The 23,753-nt window shown below is 47.5% G+C and carries 22 protein-coding genes, 1 tRNA gene and 1 pseudogene; 15 read left to right on the top strand and 9 right to left on the bottom strand.

Features of this window, described 5'->3' with window-relative positions; all coding sequences use genetic code 11:
* The first annotated feature begins 17 nt into the window (after window positions 1–17).
* From ABD960_RS05840 to ABD960_RS20965, 11 genes and pseudogenes are all read left to right on the top strand, one after another.
* On the top strand, window positions 18–2,471 hold the full coding sequence (locus tag ABD960_RS05840; RefSeq protein ID WP_345329986.1) for a TraG family conjugative transposon ATPase: 2,454 nt from the start codon (window positions 18–20) through the stop codon (window positions 2,469–2,471).
* Entirely contained in the window at window positions 2,461–3,144 is a 684-nt protein-coding gene (locus ABD960_RS05835; RefSeq protein ID WP_345329985.1) for a conjugal transfer protein TraI, read from the top strand. Before ABD960_RS05840 ends, ABD960_RS05835 begins: the two co-directional genes overlap by 11 nt.
* Window positions 3,145–3,156: 12 nt before the next feature.
* Window positions 3,157–3,825, top strand: coding sequence for a hypothetical protein (locus ABD960_RS05830; protein WP_345329984.1), 669 nt, complete (start codon window positions 3,157–3,159; stop codon window positions 3,823–3,825).
* A 34-nt stretch (window positions 3,826–3,859) separates the two neighbouring features.
* The gene (locus ABD960_RS05825) at window positions 3,860–4,507 is read left to right on the top strand and encodes a TerB family tellurite resistance protein (RefSeq protein WP_345329983.1); all 648 of its coding nucleotides are present in this window, start codon (window positions 3,860–3,862) and stop codon (window positions 4,505–4,507) included.
* A 2-nt stretch (window positions 4,508–4,509) separates the two neighbouring features.
* A complete protein-coding gene (gene traJ, locus ABD960_RS05820) occupies window positions 4,510–5,637 on the top strand; it encodes a conjugative transposon protein TraJ (RefSeq protein ID WP_345329982.1) in 1,128 nt (375 codons plus the stop codon).
* Window positions 5,638–5,639: 2 nt separating this feature from the next.
* The gene (gene traK, locus ABD960_RS05815) at window positions 5,640–6,257 is read left to right on the top strand and encodes a conjugative transposon protein TraK (protein WP_345329981.1); all 618 of its coding nucleotides are present in this window, start codon (window positions 5,640–5,642) and stop codon (window positions 6,255–6,257) included.
* A gap of 5 nt (window positions 6,258–6,262) precedes the next feature.
* A complete protein-coding gene (traM, locus tag ABD960_RS05810) occupies window positions 6,263–7,351 on the top strand; it encodes a conjugative transposon protein TraM (RefSeq protein WP_345329980.1) in 1,089 nt (362 codons plus the stop codon).
* Window positions 7,352–7,362: 11 nt separating this feature from the next.
* Complete coding sequence (locus ABD960_RS05805) at window positions 7,363–9,177, top strand: hypothetical protein (protein ID WP_345329979.1); 1,815 nt, start codon at window positions 7,363–7,365, stop codon at window positions 9,175–9,177.
* Window positions 9,178–9,180: 3 nt separating this feature from the next.
* The gene (locus ABD960_RS05800) at window positions 9,181–9,462 is read left to right on the top strand and encodes a hypothetical protein (RefSeq protein ID WP_345329978.1); all 282 of its coding nucleotides are present in this window, start codon (window positions 9,181–9,183) and stop codon (window positions 9,460–9,462) included.
* Window positions 9,463–9,528: 66 nt separating this feature from the next.
* Window positions 9,529–9,699, top strand: coding sequence for a hypothetical protein (locus ABD960_RS05795; protein ID WP_345329977.1), 171 nt, complete (start codon window positions 9,529–9,531; stop codon window positions 9,697–9,699).
* A pseudogene (locus tag ABD960_RS20965) lies at window positions 9,668–10,606 on the top strand (recombinase family protein); the annotation flags it as partial. The gene ABD960_RS05795 and the pseudogene ABD960_RS20965, both read left to right, overlap by 32 nt.
* Window positions 10,607–11,181: 575 nt before the next feature.
* Here the strand turns inward: ABD960_RS20965 and ABD960_RS05790 are convergent.
* The 6 genes from ABD960_RS05790 to ABD960_RS05765 form a co-directional block, all read right to left on the bottom strand.
* A tRNA-Ser gene (locus ABD960_RS05790) sits at window positions 11,182–11,266 on the bottom strand.
* A gap of 100 nt (window positions 11,267–11,366) precedes the next feature.
* The gene (locus ABD960_RS05785) at window positions 11,367–12,368 is read right to left on the bottom strand and encodes a YihY/virulence factor BrkB family protein (RefSeq protein ID WP_345329976.1); all 1,002 of its coding nucleotides are present in this window, start codon (window positions 12,366–12,368) and stop codon (window positions 11,367–11,369) included.
* Between the two features lie 10 nt (window positions 12,369–12,378).
* The gene (locus ABD960_RS05780; RefSeq protein WP_232176105.1) at window positions 12,379–12,786 is read right to left on the bottom strand and encodes an acyl-CoA thioesterase; all 408 of its coding nucleotides are present in this window, start codon (window positions 12,784–12,786) and stop codon (window positions 12,379–12,381) included.
* Complete coding sequence (mltG, locus tag ABD960_RS05775) at window positions 12,786–13,841, bottom strand: endolytic transglycosylase MltG (RefSeq protein WP_345329975.1); 1,056 nt, start codon at window positions 13,839–13,841, stop codon at window positions 12,786–12,788. The genes ABD960_RS05780 and mltG overlap by 1 nt, the downstream gene beginning before the upstream one ends.
* A 3-nt stretch (window positions 13,842–13,844) precedes the next feature.
* Window positions 13,845–14,159 carry a rhodanese-like domain-containing protein gene (locus tag ABD960_RS05770; protein WP_345329974.1) on the bottom strand — a complete coding sequence of 105 codons (315 nt, stop codon included), beginning with the start codon at window positions 14,157–14,159 and terminating at the stop codon, window positions 13,845–13,847.
* Window positions 14,146–14,943, bottom strand: coding sequence for a PASTA domain-containing protein (locus tag ABD960_RS05765; RefSeq protein ID WP_345329973.1), 798 nt, complete (start codon window positions 14,941–14,943; stop codon window positions 14,146–14,148). Before ABD960_RS05765 ends, ABD960_RS05770 begins: the two co-directional genes overlap by 14 nt.
* Before the next feature lie 186 nt (window positions 14,944–15,129).
* Between ABD960_RS05765 and ABD960_RS05760 the strand changes: the two genes are divergently transcribed.
* Entirely contained in the window at window positions 15,130–16,113 is a 984-nt protein-coding gene (locus ABD960_RS05760) for a D-alanine--D-alanine ligase (RefSeq protein WP_345329972.1), read from the top strand.
* 136 nt (window positions 16,114–16,249) lie between these two features.
* Here ABD960_RS05760 and ABD960_RS05755 read toward each other — a convergent pair whose 3' ends face one another.
* The gene (locus ABD960_RS05755; protein WP_345329970.1) at window positions 16,250–16,921 is read right to left on the bottom strand and encodes a basic secretory protein-like protein; all 672 of its coding nucleotides are present in this window, start codon (window positions 16,919–16,921) and stop codon (window positions 16,250–16,252) included.
* A gap of 87 nt (window positions 16,922–17,008) precedes the next feature.
* Between ABD960_RS05755 and ABD960_RS05750 the strand changes: the two genes are divergently transcribed.
* A complete protein-coding gene (locus ABD960_RS05750; protein ID WP_345329969.1) occupies window positions 17,009–17,425 on the top strand; it encodes an acyl-CoA thioesterase in 417 nt (138 codons plus the stop codon).
* A gap of 62 nt (window positions 17,426–17,487) precedes the next feature.
* On the opposite strand, the gene recQ is transcribed toward ABD960_RS05750, so the two are convergent.
* Window positions 17,488–19,680, bottom strand: a complete 2,193-nt coding sequence (recQ, locus tag ABD960_RS05745) for a DNA helicase RecQ (protein WP_345330081.1) — start codon at window positions 19,678–19,680, stop codon at window positions 17,488–17,490.
* A 231-nt stretch (window positions 19,681–19,911) separates the two neighbouring features.
* On the opposite strand from recQ, the gene ABD960_RS05740 reads away from it, so the two are divergent.
* Complete coding sequence (locus ABD960_RS05740) at window positions 19,912–20,997, top strand: mannose-1-phosphate guanylyltransferase (RefSeq protein WP_345329968.1); 1,086 nt, start codon at window positions 19,912–19,914, stop codon at window positions 20,995–20,997.
* Window positions 20,998–21,115: 118 nt separating this feature from the next.
* Here the strand turns inward: ABD960_RS05740 and rlmB are convergent, their stop codons facing one another.
* Window positions 21,116–21,877, bottom strand: a complete 762-nt coding sequence (gene rlmB, locus ABD960_RS05735; protein ID WP_345329967.1) for a 23S rRNA (guanosine(2251)-2'-O)-methyltransferase RlmB — start codon at window positions 21,875–21,877, stop codon at window positions 21,116–21,118.
* Between the two features lie 272 nt (window positions 21,878–22,149).
* Here rlmB and dnaB point away from each other — a divergent pair, with 272 nt between their 5' ends.
* On the top strand, window positions 22,150–23,712 hold the full coding sequence (gene dnaB / locus ABD960_RS05730; RefSeq protein WP_345329966.1) for a replicative DNA helicase: 1,563 nt from the start codon (window positions 22,150–22,152) through the stop codon (window positions 23,710–23,712).
* Window positions 23,713–23,753: the final 41 nt, after the last annotated feature.

Raw genomic sequence — 23,753 nt, 5'->3', positions numbered from 1 at the left:
TGAAACAGCACCGTGAAATGGAAAAACAATTGAAAGACATACTCCCGATCCTTGCCATCGAGCAGGATGCCATCCTGAGCAAACAGGGCGAGGTCACCCTCGGCTTCCGCCTGACTTTGCCCGAGATATTTACCCTGTCGGATGAAGATCACGAGACCCTGCACCAGGCCTGGATCAAAGCCATACGGGTGCTGCCGAAAGACAGCGTATTGCACAAACAGGACTGGTTTTTGGAACGCCCGGTCAAACCCGCCGCACAGGATAGCAGTTTTCTGAACGAAGCCGCCGACCGCCATTTTGCCGGGCGGGCTTACCTCAATCATGACAGCCTCGTTTACCTGACCCGTAAACCGCAGGGGCGTAAACCCTCGACCTCGCTGTTCTCCAACCTGATCAGGCCGACACTCATTCCCCGCGACTTGCTGGGCGCACAAGCCATCCGTGAGTTCCGCGAGATCGCGCAGCAGTTCCGCCGCCTGCTGGAAGATACCCGGCTGATCACGCTGACACCACTGAAGACCGCCGACCTCCAAAGCCAGCTCAAAAAGAACGGCCTGGTCGAAAGTTACTGCTTTCTGTCCGAACACGCGGACCAGCAACTGTACCAGGATGTGGATCTGACGAATGGCATAAAGATCGGCAACCGCCAGGTCCAGATCTTCACGCTCGGCGATGCGGAAGACCTGCCGCCGCAATGCGGCTCCCGGCTGACCTATGCGCCATATTCCACGGATAAGACCCGTTTCCCCGTCAGCTTCGCCGCCCGGCTCGGCCTGTTGCTCGGCACCAGCCATATCTATAACCAGTATGTGCTGGTCGGCGATGCCCGCGAGACCCTTAAGCAACTGGAAAAGAAACGCCTGCGCCTGCAGTCGCTGTCGGCCTATTCCCGCGAGAATGCCATTTCGCTGGAAGCGACCAACGCCTTTCTGAACGAGGCCATCAGCCAGCAGCGCCTGCCCGTCAAAGCCCATTTCAATATCATGGTCTGGTCGGACAATGCCGAGAAACTACAGGCCAAGGCCAACCAGGTCGTTTCCGCCCTGGCCGCCCTGGACGCCTCGGCCAAACCCGAGACCGACGGGGCCGCCCAATTGTGGTGGGCCGGCATTCCCGGCAATGCCGCCGACCTGCCGGTCAACGACACCTTTGACACCTTCGCCGAACAGGCCGCCTGTTTCTTCAATGTCGAAAGTAATTACCAAAGTTGCCCGCCCGAACAGGGCATCCGCTTCTGCGACCGATTGAGCAACCGCCCGGTCTTTACCGACCTTTTCGACGCACCGCGCGCCAAAGGCATCACCTCCAATATGGGTACCCTCGTCTGCGGCACTTCCGGCGGCGGTAAATCCATGACCACCAACCACCTGTTGAGTTCGCTTTATGACCAGGGTGCACATTGTGTGACCGTCGATATCGGCGGCAGTTATAAAGGCCTTTGCGACCTCGTGGGCGGTTATTATTTTACGTACACCGAAGAGAACCCCATCCGCTTCAATCCTTTCTACCTGTCGCCCGGCGAAACGCTGGACACGGAGAAAAAGGAAAGTTTGAAAGCTTTATTGGTTTCCTTATGGAAAGGTGAGAACGAAACTTTCGAGCGTGCTGAATACGTGGCGATCTCCAATGCCCTGCAAGGGTATTACGGGCAACTGGCCAAAGACAAAACGCTGTTTCCCTGCTTCGATACTTTTTATGAATACCTCGAAAAAGATTACGTCGGGATACTCAAGGAACACCGCGTCAAGGCGACCGCATTCGATGTCGATACCTTTCTGTATGTCCTGCGCCCTTATTATAAAGGCGGGGAATTTGATTACTTATTAAATGCCCGCGAGAATCTCGACCTGCTGGGGCAGCGCTTCGTGGTCTTCGAGCTGGATCAAATTAAGGATAACCCCATTCTTTTCCCGGTCACGGCACTCATTATTACCACTTTATTCATCTCCAAGATGCGCCGTTTGGCAGGTGTGCGTAAAGTACTGACCATCGACGAAGCCTGGAAGGCCATCGCCAAGGCCGGTATGGCCGAATTCCTGCGCTACGCGTTCAAGACCATTCGCAAATTCAACGGGGTGCCCATCGTCATCACCCAGGAACTGGACGACCTGATCAGTTCGCCGATCATCAAGGACGCCATTATCAACAACGCCGACATCAAGATCCTGATGGATATGCGCAAATTCCAGGGCAAGTTCGATAAGCTGCAAGACACGCTTGGCCTGTCGGACAAGGGCAAGACCATTCTGCTTTCCGTGAACAAGGACGACCGGGAGATATTCATCGACATCGGCGGGCAGGAACAAAAGGTCTATCGCAACGAACTCTGTCCCGAAGAATATTACGCTTTCACCACCGAAGGCAAGGAACGCGTCGCTGTCCAGGAACATGCCGAACGCTATGGCAGCATGGAAAAAGGTATCGCTGCACTCATCGCCGGCAAATCAAAACCCAAAGATCATGAAGAATAAACTGAAAATGCTGTTGGCCGGGGCCTTGTTTTGCCTCGCCAGCCTGATCCCGCCCAAAGCGCAAGCGCAGATTCCCATCGTCGACCTCATCAAGGGGGCGATCAAAAAAGTGATCGTCGCCATCGACATCAATGTACAACGTTTGCAGAACAAGACCATCGCCCTGCAGAACGCTGCGCAACAGGTGGAGAACACTTTGCACCTCAACAGCCTGAACGGCATCAACGATTGGCTGAACAAGGAAAAGGATCTTTATAAAGGCTACTACGAAGAGCTGTCCAGGGTACGCAAACTCATCGCCGGCTACCAGGCCATCCGTTCCATCATCGGGCAGCAGGCACAGATCGTCAGCGAATACCGCCGCGCCAGCGCCTTGTTCAAAAGCGACCGCCATTTTCGCCCGGAGGAACTCCGCTACATGGACAATATCTACAGCGGTATCCTGGAGGAAAGCATGAGAAACCTCGACGGTCTGGTCGTGACCATCAGTGACCTCGCCAGTCAGATGAACGATTCCGACCGGATCACACGCATCGCTGAAACCGCCCGCGCTATGCAGACCAACCTCGATCACCTGCGCCGCTTCAATCAGCAAAATGCGCAGCTCAGTCTCGCGCGGTCATTGGACGGACGCGACCGCGCCGGGGTCAAAAAAATGTATAACATCCGCTAAACAAGAAACGTCATGAATACCAAAAGACCCTTCAAGTCATTAAGCCTGATCGCAAGCTGCCTGCTGCTGCTTCTGCAATCCATGCCGGTCAAAGCGCAGTTCTTTAGCGATCTCTTTAATCAGCAATCCAAAAAACGCAAACTGATGGCCGAACAGATCGCCGCCTACCAGGTCTATCTCGGCGCGATCCGCAAAGGGTACAACATCGCGGAAAAAGGCCTCAATACCGCTAATGACCTGAAGAACGGCACGTTCAGCCTGCATGATGCCTACCTGACCTCGCTGGAACAGGTATCGCCCGCCGTGAAGAGAGACCCCAAAGGCCGCGCCATCGATAGCCTGTACCGGCAAGCTTGTTCGCTGTTCGCGAACGAAAAACAATGGCAGGAAAAAAGCCAAATGTTAACCGCCAGCGAACGGCGCTACTTCGACAAAGTAAGCGGCTCGTTGCTGGACAAGGCCAAACTGGACATCGACGAATTGGTGCAGGTACTGACACCCGGTAAGCTGCAACTCACCGATGCCGAACGCCTGTCGCGGCTGGATAAGATCTACGAGCGCGTCAAAGATAAATATGCATTTGCCGGTCATTTCACCGCCAAATGCCGCAAACTGGCTTTACAACGCCAAGCCTATAAAAAGGACAAGGCCAAAATGAAGGAACTCTACGGTATTCAATAATTAACAAATCAAGAAGGGAGGAATAGTGAGAACGATGAAAAAGATCCTGTGCAGCGTGCTGCTGATCGCAGGGTTTAGCGGCCTGCTGCCGCAAACTACCAAAGCGCAGTCCATCGCCGATTGCATTACCCAGCTGACGCTGAATTACCAGAAGCTGGCCAGCCTGAAGAATATCCTGAACCAAATGTACACCGGTTACCAGGTATTGAACAAAGGTTACAATGCCGTCAAAGGCGTGGCGCAGGGCAATTTTAACCTGCACGAGGTTTTCCTGGACGGACTGTACCTCGTCAGTCCCGCCGTCCGGAAATACCCGCGGGTCAGCGACATCATCAGTGACCAGGCCGCGCTTGTCAGTGAATACCGGAAGGCCTCCGGCGAGTTCAACCGCAGTGGTCATTTTAACCCGGAAGAGCTGTCCTACATGATGGCGGTCTATGATCATCTTGCCGATGCCAGCCTGAAGAACATCAGCGACCTGGCCATGATCATGACCAATAGCCAGATGCGTATGAGCGATGCCGAACGTCTGACCGCCATTGACCGCATTTTTCTGGACAGCCGGACACAGCTGAGCTACCTGCGTAAGTTCAACAGTGATGCCGGTCGGCTGGCGCAACAGCGTGCCGTCGCACTCGGTGAAAAACAAATTGTTCAAAGCCTTTACGGCATCAATCCTTAGTCATGAAAAAGATCGTCTTATTTATCGCATTGGCAGGTTGTTTCCTGCTGACACCCGCGCTGGCGCATGCGGAAGGCATTGCCGATGACCTGCACGGTTTGCAGGGTATGTTGCGGCAACTCTACGACCAGATGCTGCCCTTATGCAGCGGGATGATCGGCGTGGCCCGCGCCATCGGCGGTTTCGCTGCCCTGTTCTATATCGGTGCACGCATCTGGAAACACCAGGCAGCTGCCGAACCCATCGATGTCTATCCGCTGTTGCGCCCATTCGCCATTGGTTTTTGCATCGCCTTTTTTCCATTGGTACTCAGGTTGATGAATGGGATATTAGAGCCGGTCGTCACCGCCACGCAGGGTATGGTTGCCAATTCCAATGCCGCCATAGAACGCTTACTGGAAAATGATAATCAGGCTGCCGAAGCGGCTTTGCCGCAGGAAATGAACTCAGAGCCAGACAAATGGTACGAATACAGCCACCCGGATGCCGTTGCGGAAAAGAATACCGGTAACCCGATCTCTAACGCCTTTTCCGGCTGGAGCATCAAGAACTGGGCGCGCAAGTTCATCTATGAATGCCTGAATGTACTCTTCCAGGCAGCGGCCTTATGCCTGGATACGATCCGCACGTTCAAACTGATCGTGCTGGCGATCCTTGGGCCACTCTGTTTCGGTCTGAGTATCTTCGATGGCTTCCAGCATACGCTCAAGCAGTGGCTCGCACGGTATGTCAACGTATTTATGTGGCTGCCGGTCGCCAACATCTTCGGGGCGATCATCGCTAAGATCCAGCTGAATATGCTGACCGCCATCCAGAGCGGCGACCTTGGCGGCAATGAGTTCGGCAATACCTCGACCGCCTATCTGATCTTCCTGCTCATTGGTATCCTGGGGTACTTCACCGTACCCAGCATCGCCAACTACATCATGAATGTGGGTGGCCACGCGCTGTTCAACAAAACCTCAGCAATGGCTTCCATGGCCATGTCTTATGCCAGTGGTACGATCATGCAGAATGTCTTTTCCAGCAATAATACGCAGCGAAACTCCACGCAGCAGGGCAGCCAAACCCAAACGACCAATACTTACCAGACGGATAAGCTGAAAGGCGGTCCGCCTAAAACGTCATAGTTATGTTCAAGAAACTCAAAAATATCGAAACGGCTTTCCAGCATGTACGGCTTTTCACCATTGTGATCGTGATCTGCGCCTTTGCCGCTATCGGCTTCATGGCCTGGCAGCAACGGGTCGGGCAGGATCAATTGCAGAAACGGATCTACATCCTTGCGGGCAATACATCCTGGGCAGCGAACGCCGCTGATAAAAATGCCTACCTGCCGGTCTCGGCCAAAGGCCATGTACGTGCCTTTCACGAACTGTTCTTCACGCTCGACCCCGATGAAAAGGCCAACCGACGTAACCTCACCCGTGCGCTGGACATGGCAGATGAATCCGCCCGGAATATCTACGATAGCCTTTCGGTCAGCGGTTATTATGCCAACGTCATTGCTGGTAATATCCGGCAGCGCATTGTGGTCGATAGCGTGCAGGTGGACACCAAGAACGAACCCTACCGGTTCAAGTGCTTTGCGCGGCTGACCATCACCCGTGCGACCAGCCAGGTCAGTCAGAGCCTGGTCACCACCGGCGAACTCTATGAAGCGCAGCACAGCGATAACAATATACTGGGGCTGCTGATCCGTAATTGGAAAACAATAGAAAATAAACTACTCAACATTAACAATCATTAGAACCAATGAAAACAAAGAACAACCCGCAGGAGCTGCGCAAGCGCAAATTCCTGCTGATCATGCCACTGATCGTCTTTCCGTTCCTGGCCTTACTTTTCTGGGTATTCGGTGGCGGGAAGGGCGAACAGTCCAAAGCAGCCGCCCAAGGCGGTCTGTCAATGAAACTGCCGGGCAGCATGCTGACTGCCGACACGGCGAATGACAAATTAGGTTTCTACGAGAAAGCCCGTGCCGATTCCAACAAACAGGAACAATTGCGCCGGACCGATCCCTTTTTCAAACGCAGCCTGGACAGCGCCGGTGTTTTTTCCGCTAACCCGCAGACCACGCTCGCAGCCACATCTGGTTCAGATGATGACCCGAACACGAAAGCTGCCCAGATCACCCAGAAGCTGGCAGCTTTGCAGACCGAGATCAATAAACCGCCGGTCAAGGCTGCACCTATTAGAACGGAGCAGGTGGTTACCCAACCGTACCCGGTACCAGCCAGCACATTGGCCGAAGATCCCGAGATGAAACAATTGAACGGGATGCTGGAGAAACTGCTGGAGCTGCAGAACCCCAACCGTGGTAAACCTGCTACGGAAACAGGTACACCGCCTGTCGCTACAGAACGTTTTATGGCGATCCCCGCTGTTATTGATGGCAATCAAAAGATCGTGCAAGGCACGGTGATCCGCATGCGACTGCTGGATTCGGTTCGCCTGAACGGTGAATTCTTCCCAAAGGGGCACCTGATCTATGGCAGCGGCGACCTGACCAACCAGCGGGTGAAGATCCACATTAAACTCATCCACATGGGCTTGCAGATCATCCCGGTCGACCTGACGGTCTTTGACCGCACGGATGGACTGGAGGGGATCAGTGTGCCGGAAGCGGTAACGGGTGACGCGCTTCGCAATGGCGCAGTCAATGGTGTACAGAGTATGGACATCATGAGTTTTGACCCATCGATGAGCGCCCAACTGGCCACTGCGGGTATTAATACGGCAAAGGGGCTTTTCTCCAAGAAGGTCAAGCGGGTAAAAGGAAAACTCAAGAATGGGCACACGTTGCTGTTGCGGGATAACGACCTGATCAAAGCGGTGCGTTAAAAGATCAGGCTATGGAATTAAAGCATCGCGATCAGGTTGCCGAATTTCTGCAAAAAGCTGCCGATCAAAATTGGAACTGGGTGGCTTTTGACAGAGGTAAGGACGACCCTGCATTTCATGGTTATGCGTCCGCCGGGGAGGCTGAGGCGTTCTGTACGGCAGCAAATAATGTATTTGACTATGGGGAGCAAAATTTCATCGATGCCGATCATGTTTTTCTTCCGGTGCCTAATCTTGCTGCAAGCCTTGAACAGCAGTCATCGCTACAGGCTCCCGATCTACACGAGGTCAGGAAGCAATTCAATGAACTTAGCATTAGCCTGCAACCCGGGTGGCAAATGAACGATTTGGGATCTTACCTGCAACAAGAAATATTTTTCCCGGTGCAGTGGCAGCAAGTTATTGAGCCGGAGAAAGAGGTAACGCGTTTCCTGGTGATCGAGCATACCCATCCCGGGCATCAGATCTATGAAATAGGCCACGAAGTGAGCGTCTTAAAATATTTCGAGAGTCAGGAAGAGGGAAAAAGCTTTTTGCTCAGTGAGGGTAAAGAACTATCAGCTAATAAGAGGTCGGCTGACCTTATCCTCGCCGGTGAATATCGCGGACGTATTTTGAAGTTGGATATGGAGGGCTATCCGGAAGAATACTGCGGTATTACGTTGCTCACACTCCATTGCGATAAGAATGGTAATGTTCGATTATCAACACCTGGTCAACTGGGTCGTCCGCTTACTATTGAACAAACGCTCTACGCAAAGTTCGATGCTGACCGTGGTGCGATCAGGCTATATGATGACCAGTTGAAACAAACCGATCCTAAGCTCCTGTCGGCCTCAACCCATGCCAGCTATTTTACCAAAGAAGTATTAACCATTAAAAAATCAAATACCATGAATCAGAAAAGTTTTGATTATAACAAAGACCAGTTATTCAACTTAGGCTTTGGGACAGAGATTGCTAAAGAACTCCATACTAAGATGGATCAGAACCTGACAGAGTTCACTTTGCCGCACGTGCGTAAGTTCGGTAAGGACGAGGTACACTCCACGTTGCATTTTTCCAAGGGGGACGATGCGCAAAAGGATCTGACGTTTTTCAATCGCTTCGATGCGACATTGAAAAAAGAGGGCCGGGAAGATCTGACCCAAAGTTTCTTTGTGGGCCAGAAACATAACTACACGTTACAGGAGCGCTATAATATGCTGGATGGCCGCGCGGTGCTGCGCCCGCAACCGGTGATGGTAGAATCAGAGAGTTCGACCGGCCGTAAAATGGTGCCGTCACCAGGTGGCGAAACTTACCAGTCCTGGCGCGCGCTCGACTTTAAGAATGCGGATCACAACGGGAACTTTAACTCCAAAGTGATCAAATGGAATGATCATGGAAAGGAGTTAGAGCGGTACCCTATCGCCGGTATCGGGGAGAAGTACCTGCAGGACCGGTTAGCGAAACAGCTGGAAAAAGGCAACAAAGTCGAAGTGACGCTGGTAAAAGATGGGCAGGAAACAAAGGCAAACCTGGTGGCCAATGCAGCCATGATGCGTTTGGATTTCTTTGATGAGAACGGGCAGAAGCTGGATGTTAAGAAAGTGAACCGTCAGGCGTTCGAGCAGAGCCAGCAAAATGATCTTTCTCCGCAGGAAGTTCAACGCCAGGCGATCGCGAGGGCGGCAGAGCAGAAAGCCCAGAACAATGGGCAAGCTAATGATCAGCAGCAGGGCAATAAAGAGAACCAATCTCAGAACAACGCGGTAAAACAAGATCAGGCACCTAATCAGGAACAGTCACAAGGTAACCGCCGCAGACAGGGCGCGCGTATTTAAGCGATGGATGCGGGCAGGCCAATAGCGCTATTTTTCGATGCGATCAGAAAAGATCCGCGCATCGGACTCAGCCATATTGGCCTGTTCGCTGTCCTTGTAGGCTACTGGCAGCAACTGGGGTGCCCCGAAGCGATCAGCGCTTACGCGCATGAGATCATGCCATTGGCCAAAGTATCCGGTACGACCTATCACCGTTGCTTAAGGGACCTGGCCGACTTCGGCTATATACTGTATGAGCCGTCATTCAAGCGCAATAAGCCCAGTACGGTGCGATTGCGCTCTTAAGCGAAAATGATCAGATGGGCGACAGTGATGTTCGCCCTTTTTTTATGGACCTTTTTTTAAGTAGAGATGGAAAATGTGAGCAGGAAGAAAGATCAGGTAGACGAGAAAATAAATGAAAATTTAGCTGAATTTGAACGTGAAAAAGAAAAGAAAATGCTAAATTTAATAGTAGAAATAATAGTCAAAGTAACTTTAAAAGAGTATTATGAAACGTGCGATCAGATACCTCCGCTTTAGTAACCTGGGACAAAGTAACGGCTCTATAGAGCGCCAGGAACTATATACCGACCAATGGATACAGCACAATCGCGTCCAACTGGTCGATACCTTTATTGACCGGGGCAAGAGCGCCCGTACTTTCGATCGCCCGGATTTTATCAAATTACAGGCGTTCATTACCAAATACCATCGGCAGGTAGATTATCTGCTGGTCGATCAGTTGGACCGTTTTAGCCGGGATGCAGGTGAAGCGATGAGTTTGGTCAAGAATTTACAACGCTTATACAACATTCAGATCGTCAGTGTGACCGAGGGCATCACGTTCGACTATGATACACCGGGCAGTTACTTCCGGACAGGTCTTCAATTGTTATTGGCGGAAGAAGATAATATCAACCGAAGCATTAAAGTACGTGGCGGTTTATATACTGCTAAAGCCAAAGAAGGTAGGTTTGTCTATAAGAATGCACCATTTGGTTACCGAAAGGTTGGTGAAAATAAAAATCGCACAATAGTGATCGAAGAAAGCGAAGCAAAGGTCGTACGTTATATTTATGATGCCTACATCCGTGATGTGCCTTTATATAAGATCAAGGAACAAGCTTATGAAATGGGTTTTGACCGTGGCGGAAATATGGCGGTCGAGCGTGTACTGGCCAATCCGGCCTATGGTGGCCTGTTGTACACAAAAGCGTTCAAAGAACATCCCGCCGGTCTATTTCCTTCTAAACATGAGGCGATCGTGGATAAAACCACTTGGCATCTCGTACAGGCTAAAATGAAAAAGCCGGAGAAGATCAGGGTTTCTCTGGATGACGAGATTCCGCTACGAGGGTTATTGAAATGCCATTGCGGAACTCCGCTAACCGGTGCGCCATCACGTGGCAAGTCAGGCAAATACTTCTATTACTATAAATGCAAGCATTCCAAGCATAACAATATCAGTGCGATAAAAGCCCATGACCAGTTCCTGGGTGCCTGTAAACTGATGAGCCTGGATCAAACGGAGGTTAAAGACATACGTCTGGCATCCGAGAAAAGGATAGATGGTGCCTTATCCGAAAACAAGACCATGATGTCTCAAAAGCAAAAGGAACTGGCTAAAGAAGAGGAACTGTTATTTACAGTAGAAGAAAAGTGGATCAGAGGAGATATCGCCAAAGATACCTATGAACGTTGGTATACAACGTACTCAGATAATATCATCAAGATCAAAGGCATGCTTGAACGGGTCAATAAGGGTGCAGAGAGAGCATTTGAACTGCTAAAGCGGCATTTAGATGCATTAACTGATATGGCTTACGTCTACAATCAGGCTGATACCTTAGATAAACGTGAATTCGTAAAACAGGTGTTCGACAGCAACTTGTACTATGAAAACGGAATCTATCGAACACCTACAATGCTTGATATTTTTGCACGTAAAAGCCTGATAATGAAGCAAAAAGGATTTCTAATTTACGAAAAAAAGAGGGATAATGTTGACATTATCCCTCTAAGCGGAGAGAGAGGGATTCGAACCCCCGGACCTTTAACAGTCAACGGTTTTCAAGACCGCCGCAATCGACCACTCTGCCATCTCTCCGGGGGCAAAAGTACAAAACCGGCTCGAATTGCCAAATTTCAATGTTAAATTTTTCTTAAAAAATCTGCTTTTTGAAACAACACTTTGATAGACAAGCAGATTAATTTTCGTTTGGCTTGTTTATTGTGGCTTTAAAGGTATTAAAAAGGGGTTTCGCGATCTTGATATTACGTTTCGAGAGGTCGACGCTGGCATTTAATTCAAACCCGATCAATACAACAAGCGAATTGAGGTACATCCAGATCATCACAACAATTAATGTACCGATGGATCCGTACACTTTATTGTAAGCAGAAAAGTTATTGATGTAATAGGCGAAACCTATTGATATGAGCAATCCTAAAAAGGTTGCCAGCACCGAGCCGGGGTTAATAAACTTCCAGCGTTGCTTATGCGCAGGCCCATACCGGTACAACACGCTTAGCGTTACAAAGAATATGACTACGATGATTATCCACCGCGAAAACGCGATTACGTATGACCAAAAGTTACTTGTTTTGTAAATATGCTCCTGCAAAAAGCTAATCACTGACTGCCCGGCAATCATGAGTATTATAGCAAAAAACATCGCAAAGCTCAGTACCAGTGTTAGTAACAAAGCCGTCCAGCGGCGCTTCAACCATGTACGAGTTTCAAGCTGTAGTGATGATTTATTAAACGCCCGCATCAGGTTGCTGATGCCATTGGTAGCAAAGTACAGGGCAGACACAAAACCGAAAGACAAAAGTTTACCGTTACGGTTCTTTACCAGGTCAACAAGCGTGAGTTTAAAAGCCTGGTAAGCGTCGTCAGGTAAGATCAGTTTAAACAACTGTAATAACTCCCGCTGAAACTTGTATTCGGGGATGTAAGGGATTATCACAGGGATGAACGGAATAACAGATACAAGGAAGATCAACGCCGGAAAAATAGCCAGCATAAAGCTGTAAGCCAGAGACGATGCCCGGTTACCCAATGATCCCTGCTTGATTTCCAGAATGAAGAAAACAACTACGGTATAAAGCGGCAGCGGACGAAAGCCGGGTATAATGAGCGTTTTTGTCCATTCAATAAACCTGCGGTAAAATGCAAACCTAAAAAGAAAGTTATGCAGCCACTCCATTTACTCAAAGCTACTCAAAAAATGGCTTGGTCTTTTCAATAAATTCAGCTGGGGCCAGGCAAGGGCGGTTTGTTTTCATATTGATGAAGGCCAGCAGCGTTTCGCCAATGTTGATGAGTTCCTGCTTTTCATTAAACAGTTCATACCTGAAATGTATCTTAACACCCGGCAGTTTATCCATAATTACACGGATAGTAATTTCCTCATCGTACAACGCGGGTTTGAGATACTTACACTTCATCTCCAGCACGGGCATCATAATGCCGGTCTCTTCCATTTTACGGTAGGTCATGCCCAGCGAGCGCAGCATATCTACACGGCCAACCTCATAAAATTCAGCATAGTTACCATAGTAAACATAGCCCATTTGGTCGGTTTCGCCGTAACGTACCCGTATCTTGGTGGAGTGCTCAAACATTATCTTTTGATGTTCCTTTCGTTAAGTGCCTGCTGAAAACGGCGCGCGTTCTTCAAATGCTCCGCCTCAGTAATAGCGAAGTTATGATAGCCCGAAAAATCTTCTTTTGCGCACATAAAAATATAATCGGTCTTTTGCGGGTCAAGAACTGCCTTGATTGCGTTTACCGACGGCATCATAACCGGTCCCGGAGGCAATCCCTCGTGCAGATAAGTGTTATAAGGAGAATTGGTAACCAAGTGGCGGTTAAGCACACGCTTAATTGTAAAGTCTCCGGTGGCAAATATCACCGTAGGATCAGCCTGTAATTTTTTACCCGTACGTAACCTGTTGAGGTATAAACCAGCTATAGTCGGCATTTCATCATCGTGCAGGGCTTCCCAATCTACTATTGATGCCAATATAGATACCTGCGCGGGAGTCAAATTAAGCGCCTGGGCTTTAGCCTTGCGCTCGGGTGTCCAAAATTCATTGTAATAGGCATACATCTTATCCATGAATTTATCAGCTGATGTATTCCAGTAAAACTCATAGGTATTTGGCAGGAACATTACGTAAACGTTATCAGTAGTCAGGCCGAACTTCTCAACGTATTTGACAGAGTCTAATAAACTGATTATGGATAGTGAGTCGGGTTCGAGTTGCTTTGATACAAAAGCGGCGAACTGTGTTTTTAAGCGTAACCCGCGTATGGTAAGCTTTACCGGTTCCTGGTTTCCGGCTTTCAGCATATTGATAAACGCGCGGTTACCCATGCCGCCCTTCAAACGATATTTACCTGGTTTTACCTTGGCCGGATATTCCATGCTTTGCGCCGTTGCGGCGAATGCGAAAGTATCCTTAACAATATGCTGCTCCTTAATGGTGTTATATACATCGTTAAACGTTGAACCCGTTTTGATGTACAGATACTCTTCGTTATCGGTAACGTTGGGGCCAAAAAAGCGCAGGTAATAAAATATACCTGTAGCACCCAGGCCAACTATAACCAACAATATAAATGCGATGATAAACTTCTTAAACCCGCCCGAAGCCGGTTTTTGCTGCTGATCCATTTTTTATAACGAATTATTAATTTTTTGAATGGCGATCAATCCGCCTGTTAAGTTCAACACGTTTGTGTAGCCCTGCTGCTGCAATAATACCTGCGCTGTACGACTACGGAGCCCGGCTTTGCACACAACAACTATCTCATCGTTTTTGTTGTATTCTGCGTCCTTAATATAATCAGCAAGACGGGCCAAAGGCATATTGATGCCACCGATGTTATAGGTATGAAACTCTATCTTTTCGCGCACATCAATCAATACCGGCTGTTTTCCACTTTTAATAAACTCCAGCAATTCAATGGCGCTGATATTAGTTTTGCTCATCAGATGGTAGTGGCGTTGCGTTACCTTGTGATACCGTTACATTGATACGCGTGCCTATACTGGTTTTAGATGCCGAATCAGTGGGCATAGGTGACTGCGCTACGATGATAACGTTTGATGAATCGGTTATAGTACCCTCGTAGGTAACCGTACCCAGGGTAAGCCCCGCTCCTTTTATAGCAAAACGGGCGGCATCCAAATCCTGGTTCAGCAGGTCAGGGATATCCACCTCACTGGCACCTTGTCCGTCGCCCAACACCAGGTCAACCGACGACCCTTTTGGCAGCTTTGTGCCCGGGCCAATCACTTTACCACCAAAACGTACCTCAAGCACGCGGTCGCGGGCTATGTCTGAGCGGTAACTGGTATCGCCCAGTTTTAAACCGTAGTTAGCTAAGGTGGCTAATGCCTCTCGGTAATTATTCTGCTCCATATCAGGTAACGAAACCATTGGTGCCTGCGTGGTAACTATAGTAAGATAGATCACCCTACCCTCTTTAACATTGGTTTCCGGGTCAGGGTCCTGTTCAATAACGGTGCCCGGCGGCTGATCAGCTATGTAAGCCGAATCAATTTTGTACTCAAAGCCCTGTTCATTTAAAAGCTGGATAGCCCGGTCGATATTCATGCCCTTTAACTTAGGCACCGGTATGCCCGAACCATGCCGTGTATAGTAACTTAAGCTAAAAAAGGCTATCAACACCACAGCCAGTACCGTGCCTGCTGCAAATAGCAGTGTTTTACCAAAAGAAGCTGATTTTATATATGCACCAAATTTACTCATGTTGTTAGCAGGATAGCCGTTTTAGCTATCAAACATAGGTGAAATATTTTAATTAACGAAGTAAGCCAACTATTAGCAACGTAACTTACTGATTTATCAAAGCCTGAGTTTGTACCCGTTTTTGGTATGTATTTTTGTAAGTTTATCACCTGTATTGGTATCAGCTAAAAAACTATATTTGACCCTATGTCAGCAAAAAACGTAGCACTTTTGGCCGGCGGTTATACCGGCGAATACGAAGTTTCAATTAACAGCGCAAAAAACATAGCGGCTAACCTCGATCCTGAAAAGTATAAGGTGTATACTATTTTGGTTGACAGAAACCGCTGGCTGCATGAAACGGCTACCGGCAGTGTTGATGTGGATAAAAATGATTTCAGCATTACTCTTGACGGCAAAAAGATAAAGTTTGATTTTGCTTTTATTACCATACATGGTACGCCGGGCGAGGACGGCAAAATGCAAGGCTACCTGGACATGCTGGGCGTACCTTATAATACTTGCGATGCCACTACATCGGCAATATCAATGAACAAAGCCTACACCAAGGCTTTGGTGCAAGGCATACACGGTTTGCACACGGCTAAGTCTATCAAACTATTTAAAAACGATGTGCATGACGTAGCTACTATTGCCGCCACGTTAAAGTTCCCGCTGTTTATCAAACCAAATAATGGCGGTAGCAGCGTGGGCATGAGTAAGGTATATAACGCAGCCGCGTTACCTGCCGCATTGGAGAAAGCTTTTCATGAGGACGACCAGATCCTGATCGAGGAGTTTATACAGGGCCGTGAGTTCAGCATCGGTATTGCCCGCCTAAACGGAAAAGTAACCGTGCTGCCCGCTACAGAGATCATCAGCTCAAAAGATTTTTTTGATTACGAAGCCAAATATACCCCAGGAGTCACTAACGAAGTTACTCCTGCCGACCTGACCAGTGAGCAGAACCAATTGGTTGCCAGCATTGTAAAGGATGTTTATAGCCGCCTTAACTGCCGCGGCATGGTGCGTATTGATTTTATTATACAGGAAGGCACCGGCGATTTCTATTTTATCGAAGTGAATACCACACCCGGCCAAAGCGCCAACAGCCTGATACCGCAACAGGTGCGCGCTATGGGCATGCAGTTAAGTGATTTTTATGGTTTATTGATCGAGGGCGCTTTGTAAGCGCTTTTCGATCATGCATAAAGTTCTATCAGCAACAAATAATATCGTTAACGATGCCTCAGCTTTGAGGATTTCAATAATCGATAAACGCAAAAGGGGCAGTATTCTGTCCCTTTTACGTTATATTTTATGCTAACTATATAGCCGGATTTGCCGCATATTTCTTCCACAAATCCTCAACGGTGTAACCTGTTATCTCTTTCCAGGTATTATCATTATAGGCATGTTTGCGCATTACATCATCCAGTTTTTTAACGGTGCCCTTTTTAACTTTGGCTTCTATCCAGGCTAAAAAACGGGCGGTAACGCGGTAGCTGTTATCGAAATTCTGAGTGGCTTTAAACTCCGGTAATCTCCAGTTACCAGCCTCATTGGCCACGCCGAATTTATAGCGGGCGTAATCGGCAATACCTTCGGTTACCCACCATGGGCCATTGGTTTCGCCATAACCTTGCACAATGTGCATCACCTCGTGCGTTACCACATCAATGTCCGTTTTATGCTTGGCCATGTACTCCGCGCTGAATACTACCTTGCCATCGCCGGTTGCCGCTACGCCATGGTAAGCGGTATCAATAAAAAATGTTACTACCTTATCAGTATTCTTGTTGTACTCTTTAGCCAGTTTGGGGTAAACCTCAAAAAATGTATTAATAAGTTTTTGGGTAAGCTCCTTATCAAAATTTTCGTCGTTGCCCGAAACAATAAGCGTGTAGCCGTTCTTCTTTAATGTGTCGATACCGCCTGCTAAGCTGTTTACAGCGGTAAAAACTACGACTGTTAATGCGATTAAGATTATTTTTTTCATTTAAATATTATCATTTATCATCGTAAATATAAGCAAACATAAAACGTTTTATCTGATGTTGTAAAAAATCACTGATTTTATTAAATAATGTACAAAACCTTTGAATCCGAACTACGGGTAAGGCCCGACGATATAGATATGTACCAACATGTACACAACAGCAAGTATTTTGACTATGTATTGGCTGCCCGTTACGATCAGATGGACCAGAATTACGGCATGAGCATGGAAACGTTTATAGAACGTGGCTTTGGCTGGCTGGTGCAAACCGTACACATCAACTATAAACGGGCCTTAAAAATGGGCGACACTCTTTTGGTTCGCACTGGTATTGAAGACATCGGCACCCGCAACTGCCGGGTAAAATTCAGCATAATTAATAAAGCCACCGGTAAAGAAAGCTGCGACGGTTGGTTTGATTTTGTGTTGATAGACCTGAGCACAAATCGCGGTGTACCTATTCCGGATGATATCATAGCGCATTACACAAGTTTTACAGCCTAAAATTAGCTATAAAAAAGGCGACAAGTTTCCTCGTCGCCTATGTATAATTGTAATGTTGTAGCTTAGTTACCCAGCTCTGACATGAATTTAATGCGCATCAGCTGTACTTCTTCGTAAGTATAATCATCGGGCCCTAATTCTGCCAGCGCGTTATCAATCGAATCAACTTCGGCAGTTTTAAAGTAATCAAATACCTCATCCTGCTTATCCTCGTCCATTACCTCATCAATGTAATAGTCTAGGTTAAGTTTGGTGCCCGAGTTTACTATTGATTCCACCTCGCGCAATATTTCTTCGTAAGTTAAACCCTTTGAAGCGGCAATATCCTCAAGGTTAAGATGCCTGTCTATATTCTGAATAATATAAACCTTTAATGCCGACTTGTTAGCCGCGCTTTTGATCACCATATCAACCGGGCGGTCAATATCGTTATCCTCAACATATTTCTTGATCAGCTCGATAACCGGCGCGCCAAACTTCATGGCCTTACCGGCGCCTACACCCGATATTTGTTTCAACTCGTCGATAGATACCGGGTAATGCGTACACATTTCCTCTAATGACGGATCCTGGAAAATCACGAACGGCGGCAGGTTTTTCTGCTTGGCAATTTTTTTACGCAGATCTTTCAGCATTTGCAGCAGCTGCGTATCTAACGCGCCACCACCCTGCTTAGGGCCGTCCTCACCGTCCTCATCATCAGTATTTTCAATAACGCGGTTCACTAAAAAGCGTATGCTGAATGGATTGTCAATAAAACTGGCACCTTTTTCGGTAAGCCTTAACAAACCATACTGGTCAATATCTTTTGACAAGAAATCGTCAAGCAAAGCCTGCCTTAAAACCGAGCTCCAGATGTTCTCGCCGTCTTCTTTTCCTGAATTGAAATAAGGTGGCTCATCATGCCCGTAATTACGTATCTGCGGGTTATCGGCACCAATTAAAATGTCAATGATATAACGGTCATCAAACTTTTCGCCCAGGTGTTTAATCAAGCTGAGCGCTTTATGCAAATGCGTTTCTGCATCAAAGTAAGTTTTGGGCGCACTGCAATTGTCGCACATGCAGCTGCAGCCACTTTCATCAAAATGCTCACCAAAATAATGCAATATCTGCTTACGGCGGCATACTGATGACTCAGCGTAATCAATTACTTCCTTCAATATCTGGGTGCCTATTTCACGCTCAGATACCGGCTTATCTTTCATAAACTTCTGCAGTTTATCAATGTCTTTTTGCGAGTAGAACGCCACGCAAACGCCTTCGCCGCCATCGCGGCCTGCCCTGCCGGTTTCCTGATAGTAACCCTCCATGCTCTTGGGCACATCGTGGTGTATTACGTAGCGCACATCGGGTTTGTCAATACCCATACCGAAGGCTATGGTTGCCACTATCACGTCCACATCCTCCATCAGGAATTTATCCTGCGTATCGGCACGCACCTTGGCATCAAGCCCGGCATGGTAAGGAAGGGCGCGTACCCCGTTAAGGTTAAGTACCTCGGCAACCTCTTCAACCTTTTTACGGCTCAGGCAATATACAATGCCCGATTTACCGGCGTTCTGCTTTACAAACTTTACAATTTCCTTGATTACGTTGCGCTTGGCGCGTACCTCGTAAAAAAGGTTGGTACGGTTAAATGATGACTTGAAGACCGTAGCGTTGTTCATCTGCAGGTTCTTCTGAATATCGTGCTGCACCTTTGGTGTGGCCGTAGCAGTAAGCGCAATGATCGGGATATTCTCGCCAATATTGCTGATCACCTGCCTGATCTTACGGTATTCGGGGCGAAAATCATGCCCCCACTCTGATATACAGTGCGCCTCATCAACCGATACAAACGATACATGGTTGAGGCGTAAAAAATCTATATTTTCCTGTTTGGTTAACGATTCCGGCGCTACGTATAAAAGCTTGGTTTTGCCGGCCAATACATCCTCTTTAACCCGGGCTATTTCAGCCTTGGTTAATGATGAATTAAGGAAATGCGCAATACTGTCAGAACCGCCGAAAGCACGAAGCTGGTCAACCTGGTTCTTCATTAAAGCGATAAGTGGCGAAATAACAATGGCGGTTCCCTCGCTCATGAGTGCGGGCAGCTGGTAACACATTGATTTACCACCACCTGTAGGCATTATAACAAACGTATCCCTCCCGGCTAATATATTGGTAATAATTGCCTCCTGGTCGCCCTTAAAATTATCAAATCCGAAAAAATTCTGGAGATTATCGAAAAGCGACTTTTTAGTCTCTATCATTATTTGTTGTGTGCTTGAAAAATAAAAGTTCAAAATAACAAATTTTTTTATTAATGCATCCGCTACAAACCAAATTTTTGTATAAAAATGATTTAGGAATTAAAAACAATTTGCTTACTTACGGCTTTTAAACCCTGACGCCGTTTTTACGAACATTTAACGTGGATTTTGCAAATAATTGTTCATTTTTACAGCGTACGTCACATTTAACTATATTCAGCCTGCTCAATGAACAGTAACTACTATGCCATAATTATGGCCGGCGGCATCGGAAGCCGTTTTTGGCCGATAAGCAGAACTTCTCATCCTAAGCAATTTATTGACATATTAGGTACCGGAAAAACACTTATACAAAACACTTACGATCGTTTTTTAAAAATCTGCCCGAAGGAAAATATTTACGTTGTAACCAATGAAAGCTATGCAGGCCTGGTAAAGGAACAACTGCCTGACATGGGCGATAACCAGATACTGACCGAACCCGTAATGCGCAATACAGCCCCTTGCGTGGCGTATGGCTGTTTTAAAATAGAATCACTTAACCCGGATGCCGCCATTGTGGTAGCCCCTTCGGATCACCTGATACTTGATGAAGCCGCTTTTGTGAATGCTATTGAGAAATCACTTGAAACAGCATCTGAACACCAGTGCCTGGTAACCCTGGGTATTAAACCCTCAAGGCCTGATACCGGTTACGGATACATCCAATACACAGAAAATGCTATTAACGGTGATTTTCATAAAGTAAAAACCTTTACCGAGAAGCCTAACCTGGAGCTCGCCCGCACCTTTTTGCAAAGCGGCGATTTCTTATGGAACGCAGGCATTTTCGTATGGTCCGCAAAGGCGATTGTTAAGGCATTTAACAGCTATCTGCCAGACATGTTCGACATATTTGCCGAGGCCCGCTCCGTTTACAATACTGACGATGAACGCAGGCATGTAAGCAACGCTTATCAACGCTGTACCAATATATCTATTGATTACGGCATTATGGAAAAAGCGGATAACGTGTACGTACTGCCTTCGGAGTTCGGATGGTCTGACCTGGGTACCTGGGCTTCGATATACGAGCTTTCGAACAAAGACTATGTGGGCAACGCCGTTATCCCGGCCGAAAAGGTGATCATGTACGATTCATCAAACTGCATGGTGAATGTGCCCGACGAAAAGCTGGTTATTTTACAGGGACTGCATGATTATATCGTGGTAGAATCAAACAACACCCTGCTGATCTGTCCGCGCGACCAGGAGCAAAACGTTAAACAGGTTGTAGCCGACGTGAAGCAAAAATTCGGAACGAAATATATTTAGTGCCCCCAACCCCTAAAAGGGAAGTTAGTAAAAAAGCAAAGGCCGATTGACAGTTCAATCAGCCTTTGCTTTTTTAGTTCGATGCAAATACAATTTTCCTCTTTAGGGGGTTAGGGGACTAAGCATTTCGTTGCCTCACCGCCTCATAAATAATTATACCTGCGGACACACTTACGTTAAGTGATTCTATTTCGCCGAACATGGGTATTTTGGCTAGATGGTCTGATATGCGGATGATCTCGTTACGGATGCCGTCTTCTTCAGAACCCATGATAATAGCCGTTGGGGCCGTGTAATCGGGTTTGTATAGATAGTCGTTAGTTTTTTCGGTGCAACAAACCAGCTGCAGGCCCGATTCCTGGATAAATCTTACGGTTTGCAAAAGATTAGCATGGCGGCAAACCGGTATTTTATACAATGCCCCTGCAGACGTCTTAATAGCATCAGGGTTTATCTGCGCCGAACCTTTGGCGGGCACCACAATGGCGTGCACCCCTGCACATTCGGCAGTACGGGCAATAGCGCCCATGTTACGCACGTCGGTAATGCTGTCAAGCACCAGTATCAGCGGCACCTCTCCCCTTTCAAATATCTCGGGTATAATGTCTTCTATCTTCTGATAAACAATCGGTGATATAAAGGCGACGGCGCCCTGATGATTTTTCGGGGTAAGGCGGTTAAGCTTTTCAACCGGCACCTGCTGGGCGGTAAGCTGGTATTCAGTAAGCAGCGTTTTTAGTTCGCTCATCAATCCGCCGCTTATTCCGCGCTGAATATATATTGATTCAATTTCCTTACCTGCTCGTATGGCCTCAATTACGGCACGTATGCCAAACACCATCTGGTTACTCTCTCTAACAGGTTTTGAATTGAACGACATAGTAAAAATTTAAAGGTCAAAAATAGCTATATTAATTTGATTATGCACTTAATGAACCGAATGGGCTTTTGAGTACACGCCCAACTAGTTAACAAGCCTAAATAGTTATCAACACAACTAACTATCAGCAACATAAGTAGGTATTCAACACGTTATTAACATAACGTGTTAGTTATAACACCTTGCTAAACCATTATTTTTCAACGTTGAGTTTTGGTGGTTTGAGCATAATGTTAGCTAATCCGAAGAATATTTGTATATTTTTGTAGACTATGATCCCCGATAACGAAAACCAATTTAACAAGCCGAGTACTAACGAAAGAAGAAGCCGGTTTTCTGCCGGAAACGCTTACAGCGGATTGGGCAAACTGCCGCCGCAGGCGCTTGACCTTGAGGAGGCCGTATTGGGTGCGCTGATGCTTGAAAAGGATGCATTGTCATCTGTTATTGATATTTTAAAACCGGAAGTTTTTTATAAGGACGCTCACCAGAAAATTTTCCAGGCGATACGCATTTTGTTTGAGAAAACATCGCCGGTTGATATCCTGACCGTTACCGCCCATTTACGCGCCCAAGGCGAGCTGGAGATGATTGGCGGCGCATATTACATTACCGAGCTTACCAACCGTGTTGCTTCGGCAGCCAATATTGAGTACCACGCCCGTATTATTATTCAGAAGTACATACAACGTGAACTGATCCGTATATCTACAGATGTAATTAATAGCGCTTACGAGGACACGACGGACGTGCTTGACCTGTTAGATAAAGCTGAAAAGAACCTGTTTGATATAGCGCAAAATAACCTTCGCCGCGACTCGCGTAAAATGGACGACCTGATGCATGAGGCCCTGCGCGACATTGAAGCCCTGAAAGATAAAACCGATGGCCTTACCGGTGTGGCATCAGGCTTTACAGATCTTGATCGCATGACCTCGGGCTGGCAAAAATCAGATTTGGTTATTATAGCGGCACGCCCGGCAATGGGTAAAACGGCATTCGTGTTAAGCTGCGCGCGTAACGCGGCAGTTGATTTTGATAAACCTGTAGTGGTTTTTTCATTGGAGATGTCGTCGGTTCAGTTGGTTAACCGTTTGATATCCGGCGAGGCCCAAATTGAGCAGGAAAAAATACGTAAAGGTAACCTGGAGCCCTGGGAATGGGAGCAGATACACAGCAAGGTACGCAAGCTTGAACAAGCTACCATTATTATTGACGATACACCCGCACTTAACATATTCGAATTCAGGGCTAAATGCCGCCGGTTAAAAGCCCAGCACGATATCCAGCTGATCATCATCGACTACCTGCAGCTGATGCACGGTAAAAACGATGGTAAGGGCGGTAACCGTGAGCAGGAGATTGGTAGTATATCAAGGGCGCTTAAATCAGTAGCTAAAGAACTGAATGTACCGGTAATCGCACTTTCGCAATTGAGCCGTGCGGTTGAGAGCCGTCCGGGCGGGTCAAAAAGACCAATGCTATCTGACTTGCGTGAGTCCGGTTCAATTGAGCAGGACGCGGATATGGTACTCTTCCTTTACCGTCCGGAGTACTACGGCCTGGACGTGGATGAAGACAACAACCCAACGCAAGGTGTAGGCGAGGTAATCATCGCTAAGCACCGTAACGGCGAAACCGGCCGCGTGCGCCTTAAATTTGTGGGCAAGTACGTTAAGTTTACCAACCTGGAGGATGATAACGACTTTGGTATGGGCGCTAACAACGCCTTTGCCGGCCTTACCCCGTCGCAAGGTTTTGACAACCCGAATGCAAGTAATTTCATCATCCGCCCGTCACGCATGGATGATATGGATGACGAAGCACCTTTTTAAACCGGAAAATATATTTATAAACAAGAGAAGCGATAGTTATC

Source organism: Mucilaginibacter defluvii (genome assembly GCF_039543225.1).
Classification (GTDB): Bacteria; Bacteroidota; Bacteroidia; order Sphingobacteriales; family Sphingobacteriaceae; genus Mucilaginibacter; species Mucilaginibacter defluvii.
The sequence above is the reverse complement of the archived record's forward strand: the minus strand, read 5'-3'. Positions and strand labels throughout refer to the sequence as shown.

What these genes read in the sequence shown, in the direction of transcription:
- ABD960_RS05840 (WP_345329986.1), top strand. Translation starts at nt 18, where the DNA reads ATGGAAAAACAATTGAAAGACATACTCCCGATCCTTGCCATCGAGCAG.
- ABD960_RS05835 (WP_345329985.1), top strand. Translation starts at nt 2,461, where the DNA reads ATGAAGAATAAACTGAAAATGCTGTTGGCCGGGGCCTTGTTTTGCCTC.
- ABD960_RS05830 (WP_345329984.1), top strand. Translation starts at nt 3,157, where the DNA reads ATGAATACCAAAAGACCCTTCAAGTCATTAAGCCTGATCGCAAGCTGC.
- ABD960_RS05825 (WP_345329983.1), top strand. Translation starts at nt 3,860, where the DNA reads ATGAAAAAGATCCTGTGCAGCGTGCTGCTGATCGCAGGGTTTAGCGGC.
- traJ (WP_345329982.1), top strand. Translation starts at nt 4,510, where the DNA reads ATGAAAAAGATCGTCTTATTTATCGCATTGGCAGGTTGTTTCCTGCTG.
- traK (WP_345329981.1), top strand. Translation starts at nt 5,640, where the DNA reads ATGTTCAAGAAACTCAAAAATATCGAAACGGCTTTCCAGCATGTACGG.
- traM (WP_345329980.1), top strand. Translation starts at nt 6,263, where the DNA reads ATGAAAACAAAGAACAACCCGCAGGAGCTGCGCAAGCGCAAATTCCTG.
- ABD960_RS05805 (WP_345329979.1), top strand. Translation starts at nt 7,363, where the DNA reads ATGGAATTAAAGCATCGCGATCAGGTTGCCGAATTTCTGCAAAAAGCT.
- ABD960_RS05800 (WP_345329978.1), top strand. Translation starts at nt 9,181, where the DNA reads ATGGATGCGGGCAGGCCAATAGCGCTATTTTTCGATGCGATCAGAAAA.
- ABD960_RS05795 (WP_345329977.1), top strand. Translation starts at nt 9,529, where the DNA reads ATGGAAAATGTGAGCAGGAAGAAAGATCAGGTAGACGAGAAAATAAAT.
- ABD960_RS05785 (WP_345329976.1), bottom strand. Translation starts at nt 12,368, where the DNA reads ATGGAGTGGCTGCATAACTTTCTTTTTAGGTTTGCATTTTACCGCAGG.
- ABD960_RS05780 (WP_232176105.1), bottom strand. Translation starts at nt 12,786, where the DNA reads ATGTTTGAGCACTCCACCAAGATACGGGTACGTTACGGCGAAACCGAC.
- mltG (WP_345329975.1), bottom strand. Translation starts at nt 13,841, where the DNA reads ATGGATCAGCAGCAAAAACCGGCTTCGGGCGGGTTTAAGAAGTTTATC.
- ABD960_RS05770 (WP_345329974.1), bottom strand. Translation starts at nt 14,159, where the DNA reads ATGAGCAAAACTAATATCAGCGCCATTGAATTGCTGGAGTTTATTAAA.
- ABD960_RS05765 (WP_345329973.1), bottom strand. Translation starts at nt 14,943, where the DNA reads ATGAGTAAATTTGGTGCATATATAAAATCAGCTTCTTTTGGTAAAACA.
- ABD960_RS05760 (WP_345329972.1), top strand. Translation starts at nt 15,130, where the DNA reads ATGTCAGCAAAAAACGTAGCACTTTTGGCCGGCGGTTATACCGGCGAA.
- ABD960_RS05755 (WP_345329970.1), bottom strand. Translation starts at nt 16,921, where the DNA reads ATGAAAAAAATAATCTTAATCGCATTAACAGTCGTAGTTTTTACCGCT.
- ABD960_RS05750 (WP_345329969.1), top strand. Translation starts at nt 17,009, where the DNA reads ATGTACAAAACCTTTGAATCCGAACTACGGGTAAGGCCCGACGATATA.
- ABD960_RS05740 (WP_345329968.1), top strand. Translation starts at nt 19,912, where the DNA reads ATGAACAGTAACTACTATGCCATAATTATGGCCGGCGGCATCGGAAGC.
- rlmB (WP_345329967.1), bottom strand. Translation starts at nt 21,877, where the DNA reads ATGTCGTTCAATTCAAAACCTGTTAGAGAGAGTAACCAGATGGTGTTT.
- dnaB (WP_345329966.1), top strand. Translation starts at nt 22,150, where the DNA reads ATGATCCCCGATAACGAAAACCAATTTAACAAGCCGAGTACTAACGAA.